The organism is Vibrio sp. 10N.247.310.17 (assembly GCF_041466605.1).
Taxonomy (GTDB): domain Bacteria; phylum Pseudomonadota; class Gammaproteobacteria; order Enterobacterales; family Vibrionaceae; genus Vibrio; species Vibrio tasmaniensis_A.
This window is the reverse complement of sequence record NZ_JBFSTC010000078.1, coordinates 1-19,705: the sequence shown is the minus strand read 5'-3', so window position 1 is coordinate 19,705 and position 19,705 is coordinate 1. Positions and strand designations below refer to the sequence as shown.

The 19,705-nt window shown below is 44.4% G+C and carries 15 protein-coding genes; 11 read left to right on the top strand and 4 right to left on the bottom strand.

Going from position 1 to position 19,705, the window contains the following annotated elements; translation table 11 throughout:
* Positions 1 to 12 precede the first annotated feature (12 nt).
* A complete protein-coding gene (locus tag AB6D80_RS18590) occupies positions 13 to 771 on the bottom strand; it encodes a DUF1853 family protein (RefSeq protein WP_372189243.1) in 759 nt (252 codons plus the stop codon).
* A 106-nt stretch (positions 772 to 877) separates the two neighbouring features.
* Here AB6D80_RS18590 and AB6D80_RS18585 point away from each other — a divergent pair, with 106 nt between their 5' ends.
* Positions 878 to 1,636, top strand: coding sequence for a Nif3-like dinuclear metal center hexameric protein (locus tag AB6D80_RS18585; RefSeq protein ID WP_017100865.1), 759 nt, complete (start codon positions 878 to 880; stop codon positions 1,634 to 1,636).
* 299 nt (positions 1,637 to 1,935) lie between these two features.
* Here the strand turns inward: AB6D80_RS18585 and AB6D80_RS18580 are convergent, their stop codons facing one another.
* Entirely contained in the window at positions 1,936 to 3,225 is a 1,290-nt protein-coding gene (locus AB6D80_RS18580) for a citrate synthase (RefSeq protein WP_004734217.1), read from the bottom strand.
* Positions 3,226 to 3,639: 414 nt separating this feature from the next.
* On the opposite strand from AB6D80_RS18580, the gene sdhC reads away from it, so the two are divergent.
* The 8 genes from sdhC to sucD all read left to right on the top strand — a co-directional run bounded on the left by sdhC (position 3,640) and on the right by sucD (position 13,258).
* Positions 3,640 to 4,032 (top strand): succinate dehydrogenase cytochrome b556 subunit, encoded by a 393-nt coding sequence (gene sdhC, locus AB6D80_RS18575; RefSeq protein WP_012604532.1) that lies wholly within the window; start codon positions 3,640 to 3,642, stop codon positions 4,030 to 4,032.
* Positions 4,026 to 4,373, top strand: coding sequence for a succinate dehydrogenase, hydrophobic membrane anchor protein (gene sdhD, locus AB6D80_RS18570; RefSeq protein WP_004734215.1), 348 nt, complete (start codon positions 4,026 to 4,028; stop codon positions 4,371 to 4,373). The genes sdhC and sdhD overlap by 7 nt, the downstream gene beginning before the upstream one ends.
* The gene (gene sdhA, locus AB6D80_RS18565) at positions 4,374 to 6,140 is read left to right on the top strand and encodes a succinate dehydrogenase flavoprotein subunit (protein WP_009847321.1); all 1,767 of its coding nucleotides are present in this window, start codon (positions 4,374 to 4,376) and stop codon (positions 6,138 to 6,140) included.
* Between the two features lie 12 nt (positions 6,141 to 6,152).
* Positions 6,153 to 6,866 carry a succinate dehydrogenase iron-sulfur subunit gene (locus AB6D80_RS18560; protein WP_009847320.1) on the top strand — a complete coding sequence of 238 codons (714 nt, stop codon included), beginning with the start codon at positions 6,153 to 6,155 and terminating at the stop codon, positions 6,864 to 6,866.
* Between the two features lie 97 nt (positions 6,867 to 6,963).
* Positions 6,964 to 9,783 (top strand): 2-oxoglutarate dehydrogenase E1 component, encoded by a 2,820-nt coding sequence (sucA, locus tag AB6D80_RS18555; protein WP_012604529.1) that lies wholly within the window; start codon positions 6,964 to 6,966, stop codon positions 9,781 to 9,783.
* Positions 9,784 to 9,804: 21 nt separating this feature from the next.
* Positions 9,805 to 11,013 (top strand): 2-oxoglutarate dehydrogenase complex dihydrolipoyllysine-residue succinyltransferase, encoded by a 1,209-nt coding sequence (gene odhB / locus AB6D80_RS18550; RefSeq protein WP_009847318.1) that lies wholly within the window; start codon positions 9,805 to 9,807, stop codon positions 11,011 to 11,013.
* A gap of 206 nt (positions 11,014 to 11,219) precedes the next feature.
* Positions 11,220 to 12,386 carry an ADP-forming succinate--CoA ligase subunit beta gene (sucC, locus tag AB6D80_RS18545; protein ID WP_009847317.1) on the top strand — a complete coding sequence of 389 codons (1,167 nt, stop codon included), beginning with the start codon at positions 11,220 to 11,222 and terminating at the stop codon, positions 12,384 to 12,386.
* Positions 12,386 to 13,258, top strand: coding sequence for a succinate--CoA ligase subunit alpha (sucD, locus tag AB6D80_RS18540; RefSeq protein WP_017096870.1), 873 nt, complete (start codon positions 12,386 to 12,388; stop codon positions 13,256 to 13,258). The genes sucC and sucD overlap by 1 nt, the downstream gene beginning before the upstream one ends.
* A gap of 150 nt (positions 13,259 to 13,408) precedes the next feature.
* On the opposite strand, the gene znuB is transcribed toward sucD, so the two are convergent.
* Both znuB and znuC read right to left on the bottom strand, forming a co-directional pair.
* Positions 13,409 to 14,194 (bottom strand): zinc ABC transporter permease subunit ZnuB, encoded by a 786-nt coding sequence (znuB, locus tag AB6D80_RS18535; RefSeq protein WP_009847315.1) that lies wholly within the window; start codon positions 14,192 to 14,194, stop codon positions 13,409 to 13,411.
* A complete protein-coding gene (gene znuC / locus AB6D80_RS18530; RefSeq protein WP_012604527.1) occupies positions 14,194 to 14,973 on the bottom strand; it encodes a zinc ABC transporter ATP-binding protein ZnuC in 780 nt (259 codons plus the stop codon). Before znuC ends, znuB begins: the two co-directional genes overlap by 1 nt.
* Before the next feature lie 83 nt (positions 14,974 to 15,056).
* On the opposite strand from znuC, the gene znuA reads away from it, so the two are divergent.
* Positions 15,057 to 15,941: a zinc ABC transporter substrate-binding protein ZnuA gene (znuA, locus tag AB6D80_RS18525; protein WP_372189241.1), complete on the top strand. Its 885-nt coding sequence runs from the start codon at positions 15,057 to 15,059 to the stop codon at positions 15,939 to 15,941.
* A gap of 246 nt (positions 15,942 to 16,187) precedes the next feature.
* Positions 16,188 to 19,574, top strand: coding sequence for a helix-turn-helix domain-containing protein (locus AB6D80_RS18520; protein WP_372189239.1), 3,387 nt, complete (start codon positions 16,188 to 16,190; stop codon positions 19,572 to 19,574).
* The last annotated feature ends 131 nt before the right edge of the window (positions 19,575 to 19,705 follow it).

Genomic DNA, 19,705 nt, shown 5'->3' with positions numbered 1-19,705 from the left:
TGGCTGAATGGATTAGCCGTGTGGCCAGCTTTGTGGCATCACAAACCAAAACTGTCCTGATTTGGTTTGCCCATGAACGAAGCGATCACCAAACTCGGTGATAGGCTCGCAGGTGAAATCATCAGTGCCCGCTGCCCATTGCTCTTTGGTGAGAGGGTAGAGCACTTCCGTAATTAAATGAGCTTGGTTTTGATAGCACCAAAAACCGTTTACTTGGCTTGGATTAATGTCGTAACTCAAACATTCAGTCGGTACGTTTTGCTCCAAGAATGGGTTGGTATATAGGCGACCCTGCATGAGGAGATGCTTTGAGTCGACATCAATCTCTGGATATTGCTCAACAAAGGCCGTTGAAGACGACATACCCAGCTGGTGGCTCAACATACGATCGAGCTTCTTATCCAATTGATCATGAGAGTTTGGCCCAAACCATGTTTGTTCATGGAGCAGGTAAAACTTAATCGCCACTTCCCAATGTTGCAGTTTTTGGCTGCTCTCTTCTTCAAGAATAAAGTCGATTGCACCGAGAGTTCTACCTTCCACATTGATCTGAATCTCGTCGTGCTTTATCGAGTAATTCGGTGAGGCAACGATGACTTGTTCGCATAGATGCTGGTAGAGGAAACCTAATCTAGGATTACCATCATAAGTATGTGATGAGTCGATGGCATGGGGGCTAAAGAATGCACCAAGATCGGAAATCGGTGGCTTGATTTCTAGTAATGGCGGTGAGTCGATGACCCATTGGTAAAAACATTGCAGTGCTGTCATCTCTTCCTCATAAACTAGCTCTTTATAAACATAACCCTGGGGCTTTCGACATTCTACCCGTAAATTGATATAACGACGTTATTATAAAGGTAAGCTGGAAAGAAAAATGAATAACTTACAATTAGAAAAGCTACTTAACGAAAAACTGCAGCCACAGCAGATTAAAGATTACTGTCCTAATGGTCTTCAAGTTGAAGGTGCAACAGAAGTGAAGCGAATCGTTACTGGTGTGACAGCTTCTCAAGCCTTGATTGATAAAGCGGTAGAACTGAACGCAGACGCTTTGTTAGTCCATCACGGCTTTTTCTGGAAAGGCGAGTCAGAAGCGATTCGTGGCATGAAGGGCAAGCGCATTCGTACCTTGATTAAAAATGACATCAACCTTTTAGGTTATCACTTGCCGCTTGATATCCACCCTGAGCTTGGTAATAACGCGAAACTGGCGGAGTTACTTGAGATAGAAGTCGAAGGCGGTTTGGAAGGGCACCCACAATCTGTTGCGATGTTTGGCAAGTTGAGTGCGCCAATGACCGGTTCAGAGTTCGCAGAAAAGATTGGCCAAGCTTTGAACCGCAAGCCATTACACATTGCTCCAGAGAACCAAGACAAAATGATTACGACTGTCGGTTGGTGCACCGGTGGTGGTCAAGATTACATTGAGTTAGCGGCTTCTCAAGGTATTGATGCATTTATCTCTGGTGAAATTTCAGAGCGCACAACTTACTCAGCACGTGAACAAGACATTCATTACTTTGCCGCAGGCCACCACGCAACAGAACGTTATGGTGTGAAGGCATTAGGTGAGTGGCTAGCGAAAGAGCATGGCTTAGCTGTTGAGTTTATCGATATCGACAACCCGGTATAAAAAGAAAATATGGGATGTAGGATACGAGTCACTATAAATTTGTACCCGTCGATGAGACTGGCTAGTTAGAGCTCTAATGGATTTCATTTCGAGAGATCTCAAGTAATTCGTCATTCCCTAGACTGACGAAGGAAGGAGTAGGGAATCTCTAAAAGCTTGTCGATACAATTAGTGAGATCCCCAACTCGCTCGTCCCTCACTCTTGAGGATGACGGAGTTGAGAGCATATAAAAGAAAAGGGTTGATGTTAATACATCAACCCTTTTTGATTTTAATCGATTAGAAAAGTCGAAACTTTACTATTCGCGCTCGTGTAGAGCTTGGAAATCACGCTGTTCTTCACCAGTGTACAACTGACGAGGACGACCGATGCGGTTCGTCGGATCGCTGTGCATTTCGTTCCAGTGTGCAATCCAACCGATAGTACGAGACATCGCGAAGATTACTGTGAACATTGATACCGGAATGCCGATCGCTTTCAGAATGATACCAGAGTAAAAATCTACGTTCGGGTATAGTTTCTTCGATACAAAGTACTCATCAGAGAGAGCGATGCGCTCAAGTTCCATTGCTACGTCAAGTAGTGGATCTTGAATGTTCAGTTCTTTAAGTACTTCGTGGCACGCTTCGCGCATTACCGTTGCACGTGGATCGTAGTTCTTGTAAACACGGTGACCGAAGCCCATTAAACGGAATGGGTCATCTTTGTCTTTTGCTTTTGCTACGTACTCTTCAATGTTGTCTACGCTACCGATCTCTTCAAGCATCATTAGACAAGCTTCGTTAGCACCGCCGTGAGCCGGACCCCACAAAGAAGCGATACCAGCAGCAATACAAGCAAATGGGTTTGCGCCCGAAGAACCAGCTAAACGAACCGTTGACGTTGAAGCATTTTGTTCGTGATCTGCGTGTAACGTAAAGATTTTGTCCATTGCGCGAGCAACAACAGGGTTTACTTCATATTCTTCACATGGATTTGCATACATCATGTGCAGGAAGTTTTCTGCGTAGCCTAGGTCATTGCGTGGGTAGATAAACGGTTGACCGATAGAATATTTGTAACACATTGCAGCCAGTGTTGGCATTTTTGAAATTAGGCGGTATGCCGCAATTTCACGGTGTGTGTCGTTATTAACATCTAATGAATCATGATAGAACGCAGCAAGCGCACCTACCACACCACACATAACAGCCATTGGGTGAGCATCACGGCGGAAGCCGTGGAAGAAACTAGCAATTTGCTCATGAACCATGGTGTGACGCGTGACAGTCGTCTTGAACTCTTCGTATTGAGCTCGAGAAGGAGCTTCGCCGTATAAAAGAATGTAACAAACTTCTAAGTAATCAGCGTTATTGGCCAGTTGATCAATTGGATAACCACGGTGTAGAAGGATACCTTTTCCACCGTCAATATAAGTGATTTGCGATTCACAAGATGCAGTGGCAAGAAAACCAGGATCAAAAGTGAAAAAACCATTAGAACCCAGTGTACGAACGTCGATGACTGGAGTACCAAGTACACCTTCTGTAATCGGCAATTCGATCGGCGCTTGACCTTCAATATGAAGGGTAGCTTTCTTATCCGCCATAACAATCTCCTTTGTTATTATTAATCCGTCCAGGATGTTTATGTGCCATTTTTTTACTGGTCTTACGTCAGAAAGTCAATTTTTCTGCAGCTTTGTGTGCACTTGTTAGTGTTTTTTACATTAAATTCGTTAAAAGTCTGTGCTGTGTAGCATTATTTGTTGCATCAATTGTATTAGAATGTTGCCAGCCGTATAGTGGCGCTGAAAAGTTTGGTTAAAACCTTATAAATGCAAGGCTAAGAAGAAATGTGAGGTGTCTTCGGAAACCTAGCTGTTAACAATTATTTTACAATTATCTAAGGCTCAACTTACGTTATTTGTTAAGTTAATGTTAAATTTTGAGGGTTTGCAATCAAATTTTGTCCATAACAATACATAAGGTTATTTAATGACCATCATGCTCAATGGAGCTGAGTGAGCGAGCCCGTGAAAGAAAGAAAGACAAGACCTGTTAATTTAGATTTACAGACCATCCACTTTCCTATCACAGCAATAGCTTCCATCCTACACCGTGTGTCTGGGGTGATTACTTTTGTTGCGATCGGAATTCTGCTTTGGTTACTATCCATTTCCCTCTCTTCCCCTGTAGGCTTTATGGAAGCTAGCGACATTGTCGACGGTTTCTTCGTGAAGTTTATTCTGTGGGGCATTTTAACCGCTTTGGCTTACCACATTGCTGGTGGTATTCGTCACCTTCTTATGGACCTTGGTCACTTTGAAGAGCTGGAATCTGGCGCTAAGAGCGCGAAGGTTGCATTCGCAGCAACAGCGGTATTGTCTCTACTAGCGGGGATCTTAGTATGGTAAACAACGTTTCTACTTTTGGTCGTAATGGTGTGCATGATTATCTATTGATTCGTGCAACAGCCATCATTATGACGCTTTACACTATCTACCTAGTGAGCTTCTGTGCTTTCTCAGGTGATATTTCTTACGCATCTTGGACGCAATTCTTTGGTGGTACTTTCACTAAAGTCTTCACCATGTTAGCGCTTACTTCAATTTTGGTTCACGCGTGGATCGGCTTGTGGCAAGTACTAACTGACTACATCAAATGTGCAAAATTGCGCGTTGGTCTTCAAGTCGGTGTTGTTGCGGTTCTTCTAGGATATTTCTTCTCTGGTCTGTTTATTTTGTGGGGTGCGTAAGTGACTATTCCTGTTCGTGAGTTTGATGCTGTAGTAATTGGCGCTGGTGGTGCTGGTATGCGCGCCGCGCTACAAATTTCTGAGCAAGGCCTATCTTGTGCGTTGCTTTCTAAAGTTTTCCCAACTCGTTCTCATACTGTATCTGCGCAAGGTGGTATCACCGTTGCTCTTGGTAATGCGCATGAAGATCACTGGGAACAACACATGTACGATACGGTAAAAGGTTCCGATTACATCGGCGACCAAGATGCTATCGAATACATGTGTAAAAATGGTCCTGAGTCGGTTATCGAACTAGAAAAAATGGGTCTTCCATTTTCTCGTTTTGATAACGGCAGTATTTACCAACGTCCGTTTGGTGGCCAATCTAAGAATTTTGGTGGTGAGCAAGCGGCTCGTACCGCAGCGGCAGCCGACCGTACTGGTCACGCACTGTTACACACGCTTTACCAACAAAACATTAAACACAAAACGACGGTTTTCTCTGAGTGGTATGCACTGGATCTTGTTAAAAACGAAGATGGTGCAATCTTAGGTACTACCGCGCTTTGTATGGAGACGGGTGAGGTTTGCTACTTCAAAGCGAAGGCAACAATCCTTGCTACTGGTGGTGCTGGTCGTATTTACGCATCAACAACCAATGCACACATTAATACTGGTGACGGTGTTGGTATGGCGATTCGTGCTGGCGTTCCTATGCAAGACATCGAAATGTGGCAGTTCCACCCAACGGGTATCGCTGGTGCAGGTGTATTGGTAACGGAAGGTTGTCGTGGTGAAGGTGGTTACCTTCTCAATAAAGACGGTGAACGCTTCATGGAACGTTATGCACCAAACGCTAAAGACTTAGCGGGTCGTGATGTTGTTGCTCGTTCAATGATGGTTGAAATTCGTGAAGGTCGCGGTTGCGATGGCCCTTGGGGTCCACACATCAAGCTTAAGCTTGATCACCTAGGTAAAGAGACACTTGAATCTCGTCTTCCTGGTGTATGTGAACTTTCTCGTACCTTTGCTCACGTTGATCCAGTGAAAGAGCCAATCCCAGTAATCCCGACATGTCACTACATGATGGGCGGTGTTCCTACACAGGTTTCTGGTCAAGCAATCAAACAAACTGAAGACGGTACAGACGTTGAAATTCAAGGTCTATTCGCTTGTGGCGAAATCGCGTCAGTATCCGTACACGGTGCAAACCGTCTAGGTGGCAACTCGCTACTTGATTTGGTTGTGTTCGGTCGTGCGACAGGTCTTCACCTTGGTGAGACTTTGAACAAACAAGCTGAAGCAAAACCTGCAACTGAAGCCGACATTGAACGTTCACTAGAGCGCTACAATCGTTGGGAAAACAGTACTGACGGTGAAGATCCTGCGGTAATTCGTAAAGACCTTCAGCAATGTATGCAGAACAACTTCTCTGTATTCCGTGAAGGTAAAGCGATGGCTGATGGCTTAGAAGAGCTTAAAGTGATTCGTGAGCGTCTTAAGAATGCACACCTTTCAGATAAGTCGACAGAGTTCAACACGCAACGTATTGAGTGTTTAGAGCTTGAAAACTTGATGGAAACGGCATTCGCAACCGCGGTTGCAGCAAACTTCCGTACAGAGAGTCGTGGAGCTCATGCTCGTTTTGACTTCCCAGATCGTGATGATGAGCAATGGCTATGCCATTCACTGTACAACCCTGAATCAGAAAGTATGACTAAGCGTGGCGTGAACATGGAACCTATCCATCGTGAAGCATTCCCGCCGAAAGCACGTACGTACTAAGGAGATATGACCATGAAACTGAATTTCTCTTTATACCGTTACAACCCAGACGTGGACCAGAAACCTTACATGAAAGAGTACACCCTAGAGGTGGAAGAAGGTTCTGACATGATGCTTTTGGACGCGCTTATTCTTTTGAAAGAGCAAGATCCAACGATTTCATTCCGTCGCTCATGCCGTGAAGGTGTATGTGGTTCTGATGGTTTGAACATGAATGGTAAAAACGGATTGGCGTGTATCACGCCTCTGTCTGCACTTTCTGGCCAAGATAAAATCGTAATTCGCCCACTTCCAGGTTTGCCTGTCGTGCGTGATTTAATCGTAGACATGACTCAGTTCTACGATAACTACGAAAAAGTTAAGCCGTTCTTAGTGTCTGATGGCAATGTGCCACCGGCTCGTGAAAACCTACAAAGCCCTGATGAGCGAGCTCATTTAGATGGTTTGTATGAATGTATTATGTGTGCATGTTGTACGACTTCATGCCCATCATTCTGGTGGAATCCAGATAAGTTCATCGGACCAGCTGGCCTACTTGCAGCATACCGTTGGCTTATAGATAGCCGAGATACGGCGACAGACGAACGTCTGTCCGATCTTGATGATGCATTTAGCGTTTTTCGTTGCCATGGCATAATGAATTGTGTAAGTGTTTGTCCTAAGGGATTAAATCCGACGAAAGCGATTGGTCACATCAAGACCATGCTTGTGAATCGTTCGGTTTAAGTTATATAAAAATTGCCGCCCTAGAAGTTTTGGGGCGGCCTTTTAATAGCTCGGCATAGACCGCAGCAAACGTGAAAACTACTGGTTAAGGGAAAATATGCACAACGGCGTGATGAAGGCATGGCTCGAGTCTTCACACTTGGCTGGCGCCAATGCAACGTACGTAGAAGAACTCTATGAACTGTATCTTAGTGACCCCGATTCGGTAAGTGACGAATGGAGAAGCGTTTTTGAAGAACTGCCTGTGCAAGCTTCAGAAGCGGTGGAACAACCACACTCTCGTGTTCGTGAATACTTCCGTCGACTCGCTCAAGAAACAAAGCATTACAGTGTCCAAGTTAGTGATCCAGATGTCGATGCGAAACAAGTAAAGGTTCTGCAACTTATTAATGCCTATCGATTCCGAGGGCATCAATCAGCAAATCTAGACCCCCTAGGTTTATGGGAAAGAGATACAGTCGCTGAACTGGACCCTTCTTTCCACACTCTTACCGAAGAAGACCTCAACGAGACGTTTAACGTCGGCTCTTACGCCATTGGCCAAGAGACGATGGTGCTTAAAGATCTCTACAAATCTCTAAAGCAAACTTATTGTGGTTCGATTGGTGCTGAATACATGCACATGACTAATACAGAACAAAAGCGTTGGATCCAACAACGTTTAGAGTCTGTATCTGGTCAACCGTCTTTCAATAAAGAAGAAAAGCAAGCTTTCCTAGAGGAGCTAACGGCTGCTGAAGGTCTTGAGCGCTATCTTGGTGCGAAATTCCCTGGTGCAAAACGCTTCTCTTTGGAAGGTGGTGATGCTCTTATCCCAATGACGAAAGAAATCATTCGTCATGCCGGTGGACAAGGCATGCGTGAAGTTGTTGTTGGTATGGCTCACCGTGGTCGTCTAAACATGCTGGTCAATGTGCTTGGTAAAAAGCCACAAGACCTGTTTGACGAATTTGCGGGCAAGCACAGCGATGATTCATGGGGTACTGGTGATGTGAAATACCACCAAGGTTTCTCTGCGGATTTCGCAACCCCAGGCGGTAACGTTCACTTAGCACTTGCATTTAACCCATCTCACTTAGAAATCGTAAACCCGGTAGTTATCGGTTCAGTACGTGCTCGACAAGATCGTCTAGACGATAAAGATGGCAGCCGTGTACTTCCAATTACTATCCACGGTGATTCAGCTATCGCTGGTCAGGGTGTAGTGCAAGAGACGTTTAACATGTCTCAAGCGCGTGGTTTCTGTGTCGGTGGTACGGTTCGTATCGTTGTAAACAACCAAGTTGGTTTTACAACGTCCAACCCTCGCGATACACGTTCTACGATGTACTGTACAGATATCGCTAAGATGGTTCAGGCTCCGATTTTCCACGTTAATTCTGATGATCCAGAAGCGGTTGCGTTCGTAGCGCGTCTTGCATTGGATTACCGTAATACCTTCAAGCGTGATGTTGTTATTGATTTGGTTTGTTACCGTCGCCACGGTCACAACGAAGCCGATGAGCCGAATGCAACACAGCCTTTGATGTATCAAAAAATCAAGAAGCATCCAACACCACGTAAGCTTTACGCTGACGTGCTAATGGAGCGTGGAGAGTTTGGTATTGATACAGCAACTCAGCTAGTTAACGAATATCGTGATGCACTTGATCACGGTGAAGTTGTGGTTAAAGAGTGGCGCCCAATGGCACTTCACTCTGTGGACTGGTCTCCTTACCTAGGTCACGACTGGAACATCGAGTGGGACAATAAGATTGATATCGAGCGCCTGAAAGAGCTTGGTACTAAACTTTGCCAATACCCAGACAGCCACAAGCTACAAAGCCGAGTAAATAAACTGTACAACGATCGAACTGCCATGGTGAATGGTGAGAAACAAGTCGATTGGGGTATGGCTGAAACTCTGGCTTACGCAACACTTGTTGACGACGGTAAGCGTATTCGTATCTCTGGCCAAGATTCAGGTCGTGGTACGTTCTTCCACCGTCACTCAGTACTGCACAATCAATCAGATGCAAGCACGTATGTTCCTCTTGCGAACATTCATGATAAACAAGGGCCCTTCCAAGTGTTTGACTCTGTGTTATCTGAAGAAGCGGTACTGGCATTTGAGTATGGTTATGCGACAGCAGAGCCAAGCGGTCTCACCCTTTGGGAAGCTCAATTTGGTGATTTTGCAAACGGTGCACAAGTTGTTATCGACCAATTCATTTCATCAGGTGAGCAAAAGTGGGCACGTCTATGTGGTCTAACTATGTTGCTTCCTCACGGTTATGAAGGCCAAGGCCCTGAGCACTCTTCTGCGCGTCTTGAGCGTTACCTTCAGTTGTGTGCTGAACAAAACATGCAGGTTGTTGTTCCTTCAACGCCAGCTCAGGTTTATCACATGATTCGCCGTCAGGTTGTTCGACCAATGCGTCGTCCACTGATTGTAATGTCACCTAAGTCATTGCTTCGTCACCCTTTGTGCACATCTTCTCTTGAAGATTTGGCAGAAGGCACGTTCCAACCAGCTATCGCAGAAATTGATGATCTGGCTCCTGAGAACGTAAAACGCGTCGTGTTCTGTTCAGGTAAGGTTTACTTTGACCTGCTTGACCAAAGACGTAAGAACGAGCAAGACGATGTCGCTATTGTACGTATTGAGCAACTTTACCCGTTCCCTTATGAGGACGTGAGAGCTGCAATCGCACAATACACAAATGTAGTCGATTACGTTTGGTGTCAAGAAGAGCCACAAAACCAAGGTGCTTGGTACAGTAGCCAACATAATTTCCGAGCTGCTATCCCAGTAGGTGCTGATATTCAATACGCAGGTCGTCCTGCATCAGCGTCACCAGCTGTTGGCTATATGTCGGTGCACTTGAAACAACAAAAAGCGTTAGTAGACGACGCTTTGACCCTACTTAAGAACTAGAAGTAAAAGGAAAATACAGACATGACAATTGAAATTCTGGTTCCAGATTTACCTGAATCTGTGGCTGACGCAACAGTAGCGACTTGGCACAAAAAACCAGGCGAAGCCGTTGCACGTGATGAAGTCATTGTAGACATCGAAACAGATAAAGTAGTTCTAGAAGTACCGGCTCCTGAAGCGGGTGTTCTGGAAGCTATCATCGAAGAAGAGGGTGCTACGGTACTTTCTAAGCAGCTTCTGGCTAAAATTAAGCCTGGTGCTGTCGCTGGTGAACCAACGAAAGACACCACTGAAGATACAGAAGCTTCTCCTGACAAACGCCACAAAGCGGCGCTAACAGAAGAAAGCAACGATGCACTAAGCCCTGCTGTTCGTCGTCTTCTTGCAGAGCACAACCTACAACCAGCTGACGTTAAAGGCACTGGTGTTGGTGGTCGTATTACTCGTGAAGACATTGACGCACACCTAGCAGCAGCGAAAGCGGCTCCGGCAGCAGCATCTGCACCAGCAGTTGAAGCGCCAGCAGCGGCTCGCAGCCAAAAACGCGTGCCTATGACTCGCCTACGTAAGACAGTTGCAAACCGTCTTCTAGAAGCGAAGAACAGCACAGCGATGCTGACTACTTTCAACGAAGTGAACATGAAGCCAATCATGGATCTTCGTAAGCAGTACAAAGACCAATTCGAGAAGCGTCACGATACGCGTCTTGGTTTCATGTCTTTCTACGTGAAAGCAGTAACAGAAGCACTGAAGCGTTTCCCAGAAGTCAACGCTTCTATCGATGGTACAGATATCGTTTACCACAACTACTTCGACATCAGCATGGCAGTATCAACGCCACGTGGTCTAGTAACTCCAGTACTGAAAGACTGTGACACACTAGGTTTCGCTGACATTGAAAAAGGCATCAAAGAGCTAGCAATCAAAGGCCGTGACGGCAAGCTAACTGTTGATGAGTTGATGGGCGGTAACTTTACTATCACGAACGGTGGTGTATTTGGCTCTCTAATGTCTACGCCAATCATCAACCCGCCTCAAGCGGCAATTTTGGGTATGCACAAAATCCAAGATCGTCCAATGGCTGTTGATGGTAAGGTTGAGATCTTACCAATGATGTACCTAGCGCTTTCTTACGATCACCGTCTAATCGACGGCCGAGAATCAGTTGGATTCCTAGTGACCATCAAAGAGCTCCTAGAAGATCCTGCACGTCTGCTATTAGACGTTTAGTATCTCTAAAACGTCTAGTTAACCCGGTTAGCTAGACGTAAAAAGTTTCAAAGGCTAGGCTGCTCAACGTCTGGCCTTCAATTGAACTGTAAAGCCATTAGAAAATGGACAGCAGTTGATTTGAGAAGACCCTACAGACGTACCACAGGAAACTGTGTCGTTATGGAAATAATAATCCCTTAAGGGAAAATAAACGGAATATCAAAATGAATTTGCATGAATACCAAGCCAAACAGCTGTTTGCAGAATTCGGTTTGCCTGTACCAGAAGGTTTCGCATGTGATACTGCACAAGAAGCTTTCGAAGCTGCAGGTCGTATCAGTACAGCCAAGAAAGTCGTTAAGTGTCAAGTACACGCTGGTGGTCGCGGTAAAGCGGGCGGCGTAGAGCTACATGACACCAAAGAAGGCGTTAAAGAGTTTGCACAAAAGTGGCTAGGTAAAAACCTAGTGACTTACCAAACAGACGCTAATGGTCAACCTGTAACAAAGATCCTAGTTGAAGAAGCATCGAACATTGCTAACGAACTTTACCTAGGTGCTGTTGTTGACCGTGCAACGCGCAAAATTGTATTCATGGCGTCAACTGAAGGCGGCGTGGACATTGAGAAAATCGCTGAAGAAACTCCAGAGTTGATTCACCAATCAGCGATCGATCCTCTAGTGGGCCCTCAAGCTTACCAAGGCCGTGAACTTGCGTTCAAACTTGGTCTAGTTGGCGATCAAATTAAACAGTTCGTTAAGATCTTCATGGGTCTTGGCCAAATGTTCTCTCAGTACGACCTAGCTCTACTAGAAATCAACCCGCTTGTAATCACTGGCGAAGGCAACCTGCTTTGTCTAGACGGCAAGATCAACATTGACTCAAACGCAATGTACCGTCAGCCAAAGCTTCGTGAAATGCACGATCCTTCACAAGAAGACGAGCGTGAAGCACACGCAGCTCAGTGGGAACTGAACTACGTAGCACTTGATGGCAACGTTGGCTGTATGGTTAACGGTGCAGGCCTTGCGATGGGTACGATGGATATCGTAAACCTACACGGCGGCAAGCCAGCAAACTTCCTTGATGTAGGCGGCGGCGCGACAAAAGAGCGTGTAGCTGAAGCATTCAAGATCATCCTTTCTGATGACAATGTTAAAGCAGTACTCGTAAACATTTTCGGTGGCATCGTTCGTTGTGACATGATCGCTGAAGGTATTATTGGTGCAGTTAAAGAAGTTGGCGTAACAGTTCCTGTAGTTGTTCGTCTAGAAGGTACAAACGCAGACCTAGGTCGTGAAGTACTTGCTAATTCTGATGTTGATATCATTGCTGCTGTATCTCTAACAGATGCTGCTCAGAAAGTTGTTGCTGCTGCGGAGGCTAAATAATGTCTGTATTAATTAACAAAGACACTAAAGTAATCTGTCAGGGTTTCACTGGCGGTCAAGGTACATTCCACTCAGACCAAGCTATCGCATACGGTACGCAAATGGTTGGTGGTGTTTCACCTGGTAAAGGTGGTCAAACTCACCTAGGCCTTCCAGTATTCAACACAGTACGTGAAGCAGTAGAAGCGACTGGCGCAACAGCAACAGTTATCTACGTACCAGCACCTTTCTGTAAAGATGCAATCCTAGAAGCGATTGATGCAGGTATCGAACTGATCGTAACGATCACTGAAGGTATCCCTACTACAGACATGATCGACGTTAAAGTGAAGCTAGAAGAAACTGGCGTTCGCATGATCGGTCCTAACTGTCCAGGTCTTATCACTCCAGACGAGTGTAAGATTGGTATCATGCCTGGCCATATCCACAAGAAGGGTAAAGTAGGTATCGTATCTCGTTCAGGAACTTTGACGTACGAAGCAGTTAAGCAAACAACAGATGAAGGCTTTGGTCAGTCTACATGTGTTGGTATCGGTGGTGACCCTATTCCAGGTTCAAACTTCATTGATATCCTAAAACTTTTCCAAGAAGACCCAGAGACTGAAGCAATCGTAATGATTGGTGAGATCGGTGGTACTGCGGAAGAAGAAGCAGCTGAGTTCATCAAAGCAAACGTAACCAAGCCAGTTGTATCTTACATCGCTGGTGTTACTGCTCCTCCGGGTAAACGTATGGGCCACGCTGGCGCAATCATCTCTGGCGGTAAAGGTACTGCTGAAGATAAATTCGCAGCACTAGAAGCAGCAGGCGTTAAGACTGTTAAGTCTCTTGCTGACATCGGTAAAGGCCTACGTGAAATCACGGGTTGGTAATCAGCTGGCTTTTACCTAACGAGATAGAAGTTAACTGAATGATATTAAAAAGGCTTGGTCACTGACCAAGCCTTTTTTGTATGTTTTCAATGATACGAGATACGAGATACGAGATACGAGATACGAGATACGAGATCGTACTGATAAGTGCTAAGCTCGGCTTCTAACCATTTGAGACAGCATAAACATTGCCGCAGCACTAATCACAACAGACGGGCCAGCTGGTGTGTCATAGAACCAAGACAAGCTCAATCCTCCGAACACAGCGATAGAACCAATTACCGATGCAAGGAATGCCATTTGTTCGGGGGTATTGGCGAACTTTCTTGCCGTTGCTGCCGGAATGATAAGTAGTGAGGTCATGATTAACGCACCAACAAATTTCATACCTACCGCAATCACGATCCCAACCAATAGCATCAAAATAAGACGCATTAAATCAATGTTGATGCCATCAACCGCTGCGAGATCTTCGTTAACGGTCGTCGACAATAGTGGTCGCCAAAAAATAGCAAGTACCACTCCAATCACGGCAGCACCCGCATAGATGAATACCAAATCTGTCGGAGATACTGCAAGCAAGTCACCAAATAGGTAGCTCATTAGGTCAACACGAACGTTATCTAAGAAACTCACGGCGACAAGACCCAAAGACAGAGCGCTGTGCGCCAAAATACCGAGTAGGGTATCGGTCGCGACCAGCTTTTGTTTTTGTAAAGTCACTAGCAACACAGCCAGCATCAAACAACAAATCAGCAGCGCGAAATACAAGTTAATGTTGAACAGAAAGCCAAGTGCTAAGCCCATCAAAGAAGCGTGAGCAAGCGTGTCACCAAAGTAAGCCATCTTGCGCCACACCACGAATGAACCTAGTGGCCCCGCGATTAGAGCAATGCCCAAGCCAGCTAAAATAGAGGGAAGAAGAAACTCAAGCATTAGTGGTGTCCGTGTTTATGGTTTGAACATTCATGCACGTCGCCTTCGACAGGCTGTCCTGCGAGATCATGATGGTGATGTTCGTGTTGGTGGTGATAAAAGGCTAAGGTCTCTTGGGTCGCGGTGCCAAAAAGTGCGATATAAGAGGGGTGGTGTTTGATGTCTGCAGGTGCGCCTGAACAGCAGATATGGTGATGCAAACAGATAACATCGTCTGTTTTTGCCATCACTAAATGCAGATCGTGTGAAACCATAAATACGGCGCAACCAAAACGGTGGCGAATGGTATCGATCAGGTCGTACAGGTCTATTTGGCCTTGTACATCAACACCTTGTGCGGGTTCATCAAGAACCAGTAGATCGGGTCTTCTTAGCAATGAACGAGCAATTAGCACACGTTGGTTTTCACCGCCAGATAGTTGGTGCATGTTACTCTTTTGTAGATGTTCAGCACCAACGAGCTTCAATGCTTCAAGGATCTCTTGCTGACTGAACTTACCAGTGAGCTTTAGAAAACGTTCTACATTGAGCGGTAGTGAATCATTGAGCTTTAATTTTTGTGGTACATAGCCAATTTTCAGTTTTTTAGCTTTTGTTATTGTGCCTGAAAATTTGGTCTGTAAACCTAATACCACTTTTACTAATGTCGACTTTCCTGCACCGTTTGGCCCAATCAGGGTGGTGATTCTGCCGCGCTCTAAATTTAGAGAGATGTTATCTAGAACTTTTCGACCGTCAAATTCGACGCTCACAGAATCTAGTTGGATTAAATTATCCATGAATAGAACTCATTTGCAATTCGCTAATGTTATAATGTAACATTTACCTCAAGCCTAAGCTACTTTTCTATTAACGAGGAATTATGTCACGTTCATCTTTTATACTTGCTACTTTGCTTTTAGCGCCAAGTGTTGCAAGTGCCAATACTATTCTAACAAGCTTCAAACCAATTCAAATGATTGTGACAGAATTAACGCAGGGCGTTAGTGAACCGGATGTGTTGATGAACAGCAATGCTTCGCCGCACGATTATGCGCTTAAGCCATCGGATGTCAAAAAAGTTCATAGTGCCGATATGGTGATCTGGTTTGGCCCTGACCTAGAAGCTTTTTTGACCAAGGTGATTGGTTCTAAAGAAAACGTTATCAAGATCAGTGAGATTCCGGGGATTAACTTGAGAGAGTTTGGACATGAAGACCACGATGCTCATGAAGGGCACAACCATGGTAGCCATGACCCGCATTTTTGGTTGGGTATCGGTCAAGTCGAGGTCGCGGCAAAGTATATCTCAGCTAAGCTAATTGAGTCAGACTCTGATAACGCCATGGCGTATCAAGAGAATCTAGATTCATTCTTGATTGCTTTGAAAGAGCAACAGCAGGCGATTCATGAACAACTCGCGCCAGTGAAAGACAAAGGCTACTACGTATTCCATGACGCGTATGGCTACTTCGAACAAGAATTTAAGTTGAATAATCTAGGTCACTTTACGGTTAGCCCTGAGCGTAAACCTGGCGCAAAAAGTCTGATAGCTATCAAGAAGACTTTGGTGCGTGAAAATGTTCAATGCGTATTTTCAGAGCCTCAATTTACACCAGCGGTGATTGAATCGGTGACTCGTGGAAGTAACGCTAAACAAGGACAACTTGATCCTGTCGGTTCGCAGGTTGAAGTGAAGAGTGGAAGCTATTTTGATTTTCTTCAGCAGCTTACAGATAGTTACACAAGTTGCTTGAGTGGAATGTAATCAATATCGAGTATTCTTTACGACACTTTGTTCTCGTTAATTGATGAATCATGCCGCTTTTTGCGGCATTTTCGTGACCGCTAAGATAAAACCTTCCAACAAATATCAAACCTCCTTTCTCCTTTGTCAATTTCAGCTAAAATAGAAAGATAATAATAAGCACAAAAAAACTCACTTTTTGGTTAGTCAGCAACAAGCGTTGTGAGAACCAATATTTCATGTGTTGTTGCTGTTCAGGATTAAAAGTTGTATCGAATTATTTTCAAAATGTTCATCTTAATGAGCATTTCATTTAGCGTTCTTGCGGTAAATACATCACCCTCCGTTTTCTACCCTTTGCCCGTTCAAGCACAAGGGAACTTCCTTGCGGCAAAAAATCTGTACTTAGGTGAAGGTGGCGGACTCTGGGTTCATGATGTGCATGGAAAAATACTTTTTTATGATGGCAGAACCCTATTCCCTCGAAAAGGTAGCCTTTTGCAATTTTCTTCAGAGAAAGTCGCGTTTCTTAACGATGAGTTTTGGACTTTCTTTGATAATGAGGTGTACCGACATAGCCCAGGAATCGGCAATGCACTTGCATTTAGTCTAAGCCCGGGGGCTGAGATCGCGAATATCGGTGCTTCCGGTGATTATATTTGGGTTACAGATGGCAGTAATTTCTATACGTACAATACTCAATCTTTAGAATTTAGCACTTACTCGCTTCTAAAATTGTATCGGTACAACAATAGCAGCGATATTACGATTAACGATGCTGAGCGGGTATTGTCAAAATGGGTGCTTGCGACCAGTTCCGGAGTGTACCTTTCTGATAGCCAAGAATTTGCTCATATCGGTGCATCAGAAAAAAATCATATAGAGACGCTGTATTTTTCGATGGCAAGACGTGAGTTAGTCATTGGCACATTGAATGGTGCAGTGATTATAGATCTTGCAAATCCTAAGAAAGAAAGGTGGGTGCGTGGTTCGCATGTTCTTTCTCTCGCTGAAACAACCGATCAATACTGGATTGGGACTGAGCATGGTCTTATCAGCTACAACTTTATTACGGGGCAAATTACACGATTTGAACAAGCCGATAATCAAGACTTTTCGTTACCGGGTGAAAAGATATATTCGTTAATTAACGACCATGCTGGTGGAATGTGGGTCGCGACCAATAACGGAATTCGATACTTTTCACTGTTCAGCAGGACATTCTCAAGAACGCCATTAACGGGAATGGGGATGCACTCGAGTAGTGTGGTGATAAACAAAGTACAGCTTGTTCGCGATCAACTGTCTTGGGTTGCTTCTTCCAAAGGTCTCTATTTGGTTGATTCTCTAAGTGAAGATAACCCCGTTCGTGTTTACTCTAACCCAGTACAGGACTTTGAGATCTTTGGTTCTTCAATTTGGTTGGCGACTGCAGAAGGTATTATTAGTTTCAACACTGATACGTTAGAGGCTGAAAAGGTCGATCTACCAAGGGCGATTGAAGGTGTACCCGTTGAAAACTTTGCACTTGAAGCGGATAACATGCTTTGGATGACCTCGGGACAAAACCTTTATTCGTTATCTATCGAAACCAATAAGTTGACCAGTTATGGCACCGACTGGTTAGTTGATAAATTTTTGCCAGCAAAGATTACCGCTCTCAATATAGGTTTACAAGGTCGTATTTATGTTGGTACTGATCACGGATTCTACTCTTTTCTTGATGAGAGAATTAGCTTTAGTCGTTCAAGCGAGCGGCTTGGTAAAGTGGTCGATATTGAAAAAGCAAAAGATGGATCCCAGTGGTTTGCGAGTAGCTATGGTGTGTATCGAATCCCTAATAACAGTTCTATTATTCAAGAGGTCACTCTTGTTGAGGAAAATATCAGTCCTAAATGTTTAATTAGCGATGATAATGGGATGTGGTTAGGCTCTTCGAAAGGTATTAGCTATTACGGATTGGATGGGCAACTGCATAAACATATCGGCTCACCATTTGGCTTGATCACCAATGAATTGGCTGCAGGTGCGTGTGCTCTATTTTACAGCGAAGGTAGCCAGTCTACTAGGCTTATCTTCGGCTCAAGATATGGCGTGGTGAGTGCATTAGCTAATGAGCTATTGGTATCAACAACACCTCATAGCCGTGCATTGCTGAGCAAGATAAGTGTCGACCATCAGATAGTATCACTTGGTGGCAAGACAGCTGATTTAGATGAAATTCCTTATGGCTCATCAATCGGTTTTAAGATTGGAATTTTACCAGCGACATACACACCTGCAATGGAGTATCGACTAAGCGACAATGAACCTTGGAGTGAGTTTGAAGGGGGGTTACTAACACTCGATCACCTTCTTCCTGGGGACTATACGTTGGAAGTGAAACCCGTTAAGAACTCCCATTATCGCTTTACGTCAACGAACCAAAGCTTTTCTATTGCGGAACCTTGGTATCTGAGTAATTGGGCAGCAGCAAGCTCTCTTGTATTACTTATCTGTGTAGTGACTGCTTTGGTTTTTTGGCGATCGCGTTACGTCACTTTCGCCAACAGGCACTTAAAGGCGCAAGTTGCATTAAAGACAGATCAACTGAGGCATCAAAGCCGAATACTACTAACGACTAATCAACAGCTTAAAAAACAGTTGTCAGTTAAGAGTGCTCTTGTCACACATACTGCTAATGAACTCTCTTCTGAAGTTAATCATATCGCAGCTATGATCCCAAATTGGAATGATGAACAAGGTAAGTCGCCAATATTGACATTGAAAAATGGCTTGGCTCAGTTGAGTAACACGCCACAAGGGAAGGGAAAGGTTTGTTACGATATAATTTTAATCTTAGAAGCTGTACTCAAAGCTTGGCAGGACGATTTAGCCAAAGCCGGTATTGAACTGGATATTAAAGTTGAAACTAAACAACGACATGTATCCTTGCTGTATTTTAATCTTGATATTATTTTCAACAGTCTAGTCGCTAGCATCATTAAGAGAAATTTTAAGTCACAGAGTATGGTGGTATTGGTTGAAGAGGTTAAAGAGCACCTTGTTGTGACGATTCGAGACCATGGAATGCCTTTCCCAAAATTGACTTCAAGCATTAATGACAATACTGGAAAGTCGACCGACCTAAACATCGAAAAGTTGCCATTATTGATGAACGAGAGCGGTGGTGAACTGAATGCTTTTGTCTCGGACTCTCAAAATAAGGTGCAGCTTTCGTGGCCGATTGAATATCAAGTGTTAGATAATTTGGAAGCTAGCACAATTGAACAGATTGAGACCATTAAACTTACAGTTTCAGCGACGGAGCAACAAAGGTTAAGTGCTGAGCAAGAGTGGAAAAACAGAGTGTCACAGCTTGTAAGTGAAAACTACGCCGATGCAGAGTTCAGTACGGCAAATGCTGCTAAGTACTTGTTCATGTCAGAGAGAAGTTTACAGAGACGTTTTAAATCGGCTTATAACAAGACCTTTAAAGAGCATTTGAATGAAGTGCGTTTAGAGCATGCGTGCGAGCGGTTACTTGCGGGAGAGAGGATTTCAGACGTCGCGTTTGATTCTGGTTTCAATGACCCTTCCTATTTCAGTCAAAGGTTTAAACATCACTTTGGCATGTCGCCATCTAAGTTTGCTGAAAACAACGAAGAGCAGTGAGCTAGGGACGTCCAGTTACAACATAGATAAAGATACTTTGAGCCTCGACATTCGTGTTGGGGCTTTTTTATGCTTCTACGAGATACGAGATACGAGATACGAGATACGAGATACGAGATACGAGATACGAG

What these genes read in the sequence shown, in the direction of transcription:
- AB6D80_RS18590 (WP_372189243.1), bottom strand. Translation starts at nt 771, where the DNA reads ATGACAGCACTGCAATGTTTTTACCAATGGGTCATCGACTCACCGCCA.
- AB6D80_RS18585 (WP_017100865.1), top strand. Translation starts at nt 878, where the DNA reads ATGAATAACTTACAATTAGAAAAGCTACTTAACGAAAAACTGCAGCCA.
- AB6D80_RS18580 (WP_004734217.1), bottom strand. Translation starts at nt 3,225, where the DNA reads ATGGCGGATAAGAAAGCTACCCTTCATATTGAAGGTCAAGCGCCGATC.
- sdhD (WP_004734215.1), top strand. Translation starts at nt 4,026, where the DNA reads ATGGTAAACAACGTTTCTACTTTTGGTCGTAATGGTGTGCATGATTAT.
- AB6D80_RS18560 (WP_009847320.1), top strand. Translation starts at nt 6,153, where the DNA reads ATGAAACTGAATTTCTCTTTATACCGTTACAACCCAGACGTGGACCAG.
- sucA (WP_012604529.1), top strand. Translation starts at nt 6,964, where the DNA reads ATGCACAACGGCGTGATGAAGGCATGGCTCGAGTCTTCACACTTGGCT.
- odhB (WP_009847318.1), top strand. Translation starts at nt 9,805, where the DNA reads ATGACAATTGAAATTCTGGTTCCAGATTTACCTGAATCTGTGGCTGAC.
- sucC (WP_009847317.1), top strand. Translation starts at nt 11,220, where the DNA reads ATGAATTTGCATGAATACCAAGCCAAACAGCTGTTTGCAGAATTCGGT.
- sucD (WP_017096870.1), top strand. Translation starts at nt 12,386, where the DNA reads ATGTCTGTATTAATTAACAAAGACACTAAAGTAATCTGTCAGGGTTTC.
- znuB (WP_009847315.1), bottom strand. Translation starts at nt 14,194, where the DNA reads ATGCTTGAGTTTCTTCTTCCCTCTATTTTAGCTGGCTTGGGCATTGCT.
- znuC (WP_012604527.1), bottom strand. Translation starts at nt 14,973, where the DNA reads ATGGATAATTTAATCCAACTAGATTCTGTGAGCGTCGAATTTGACGGT.
- znuA (WP_372189241.1), top strand. Translation starts at nt 15,057, where the DNA reads ATGTCACGTTCATCTTTTATACTTGCTACTTTGCTTTTAGCGCCAAGT.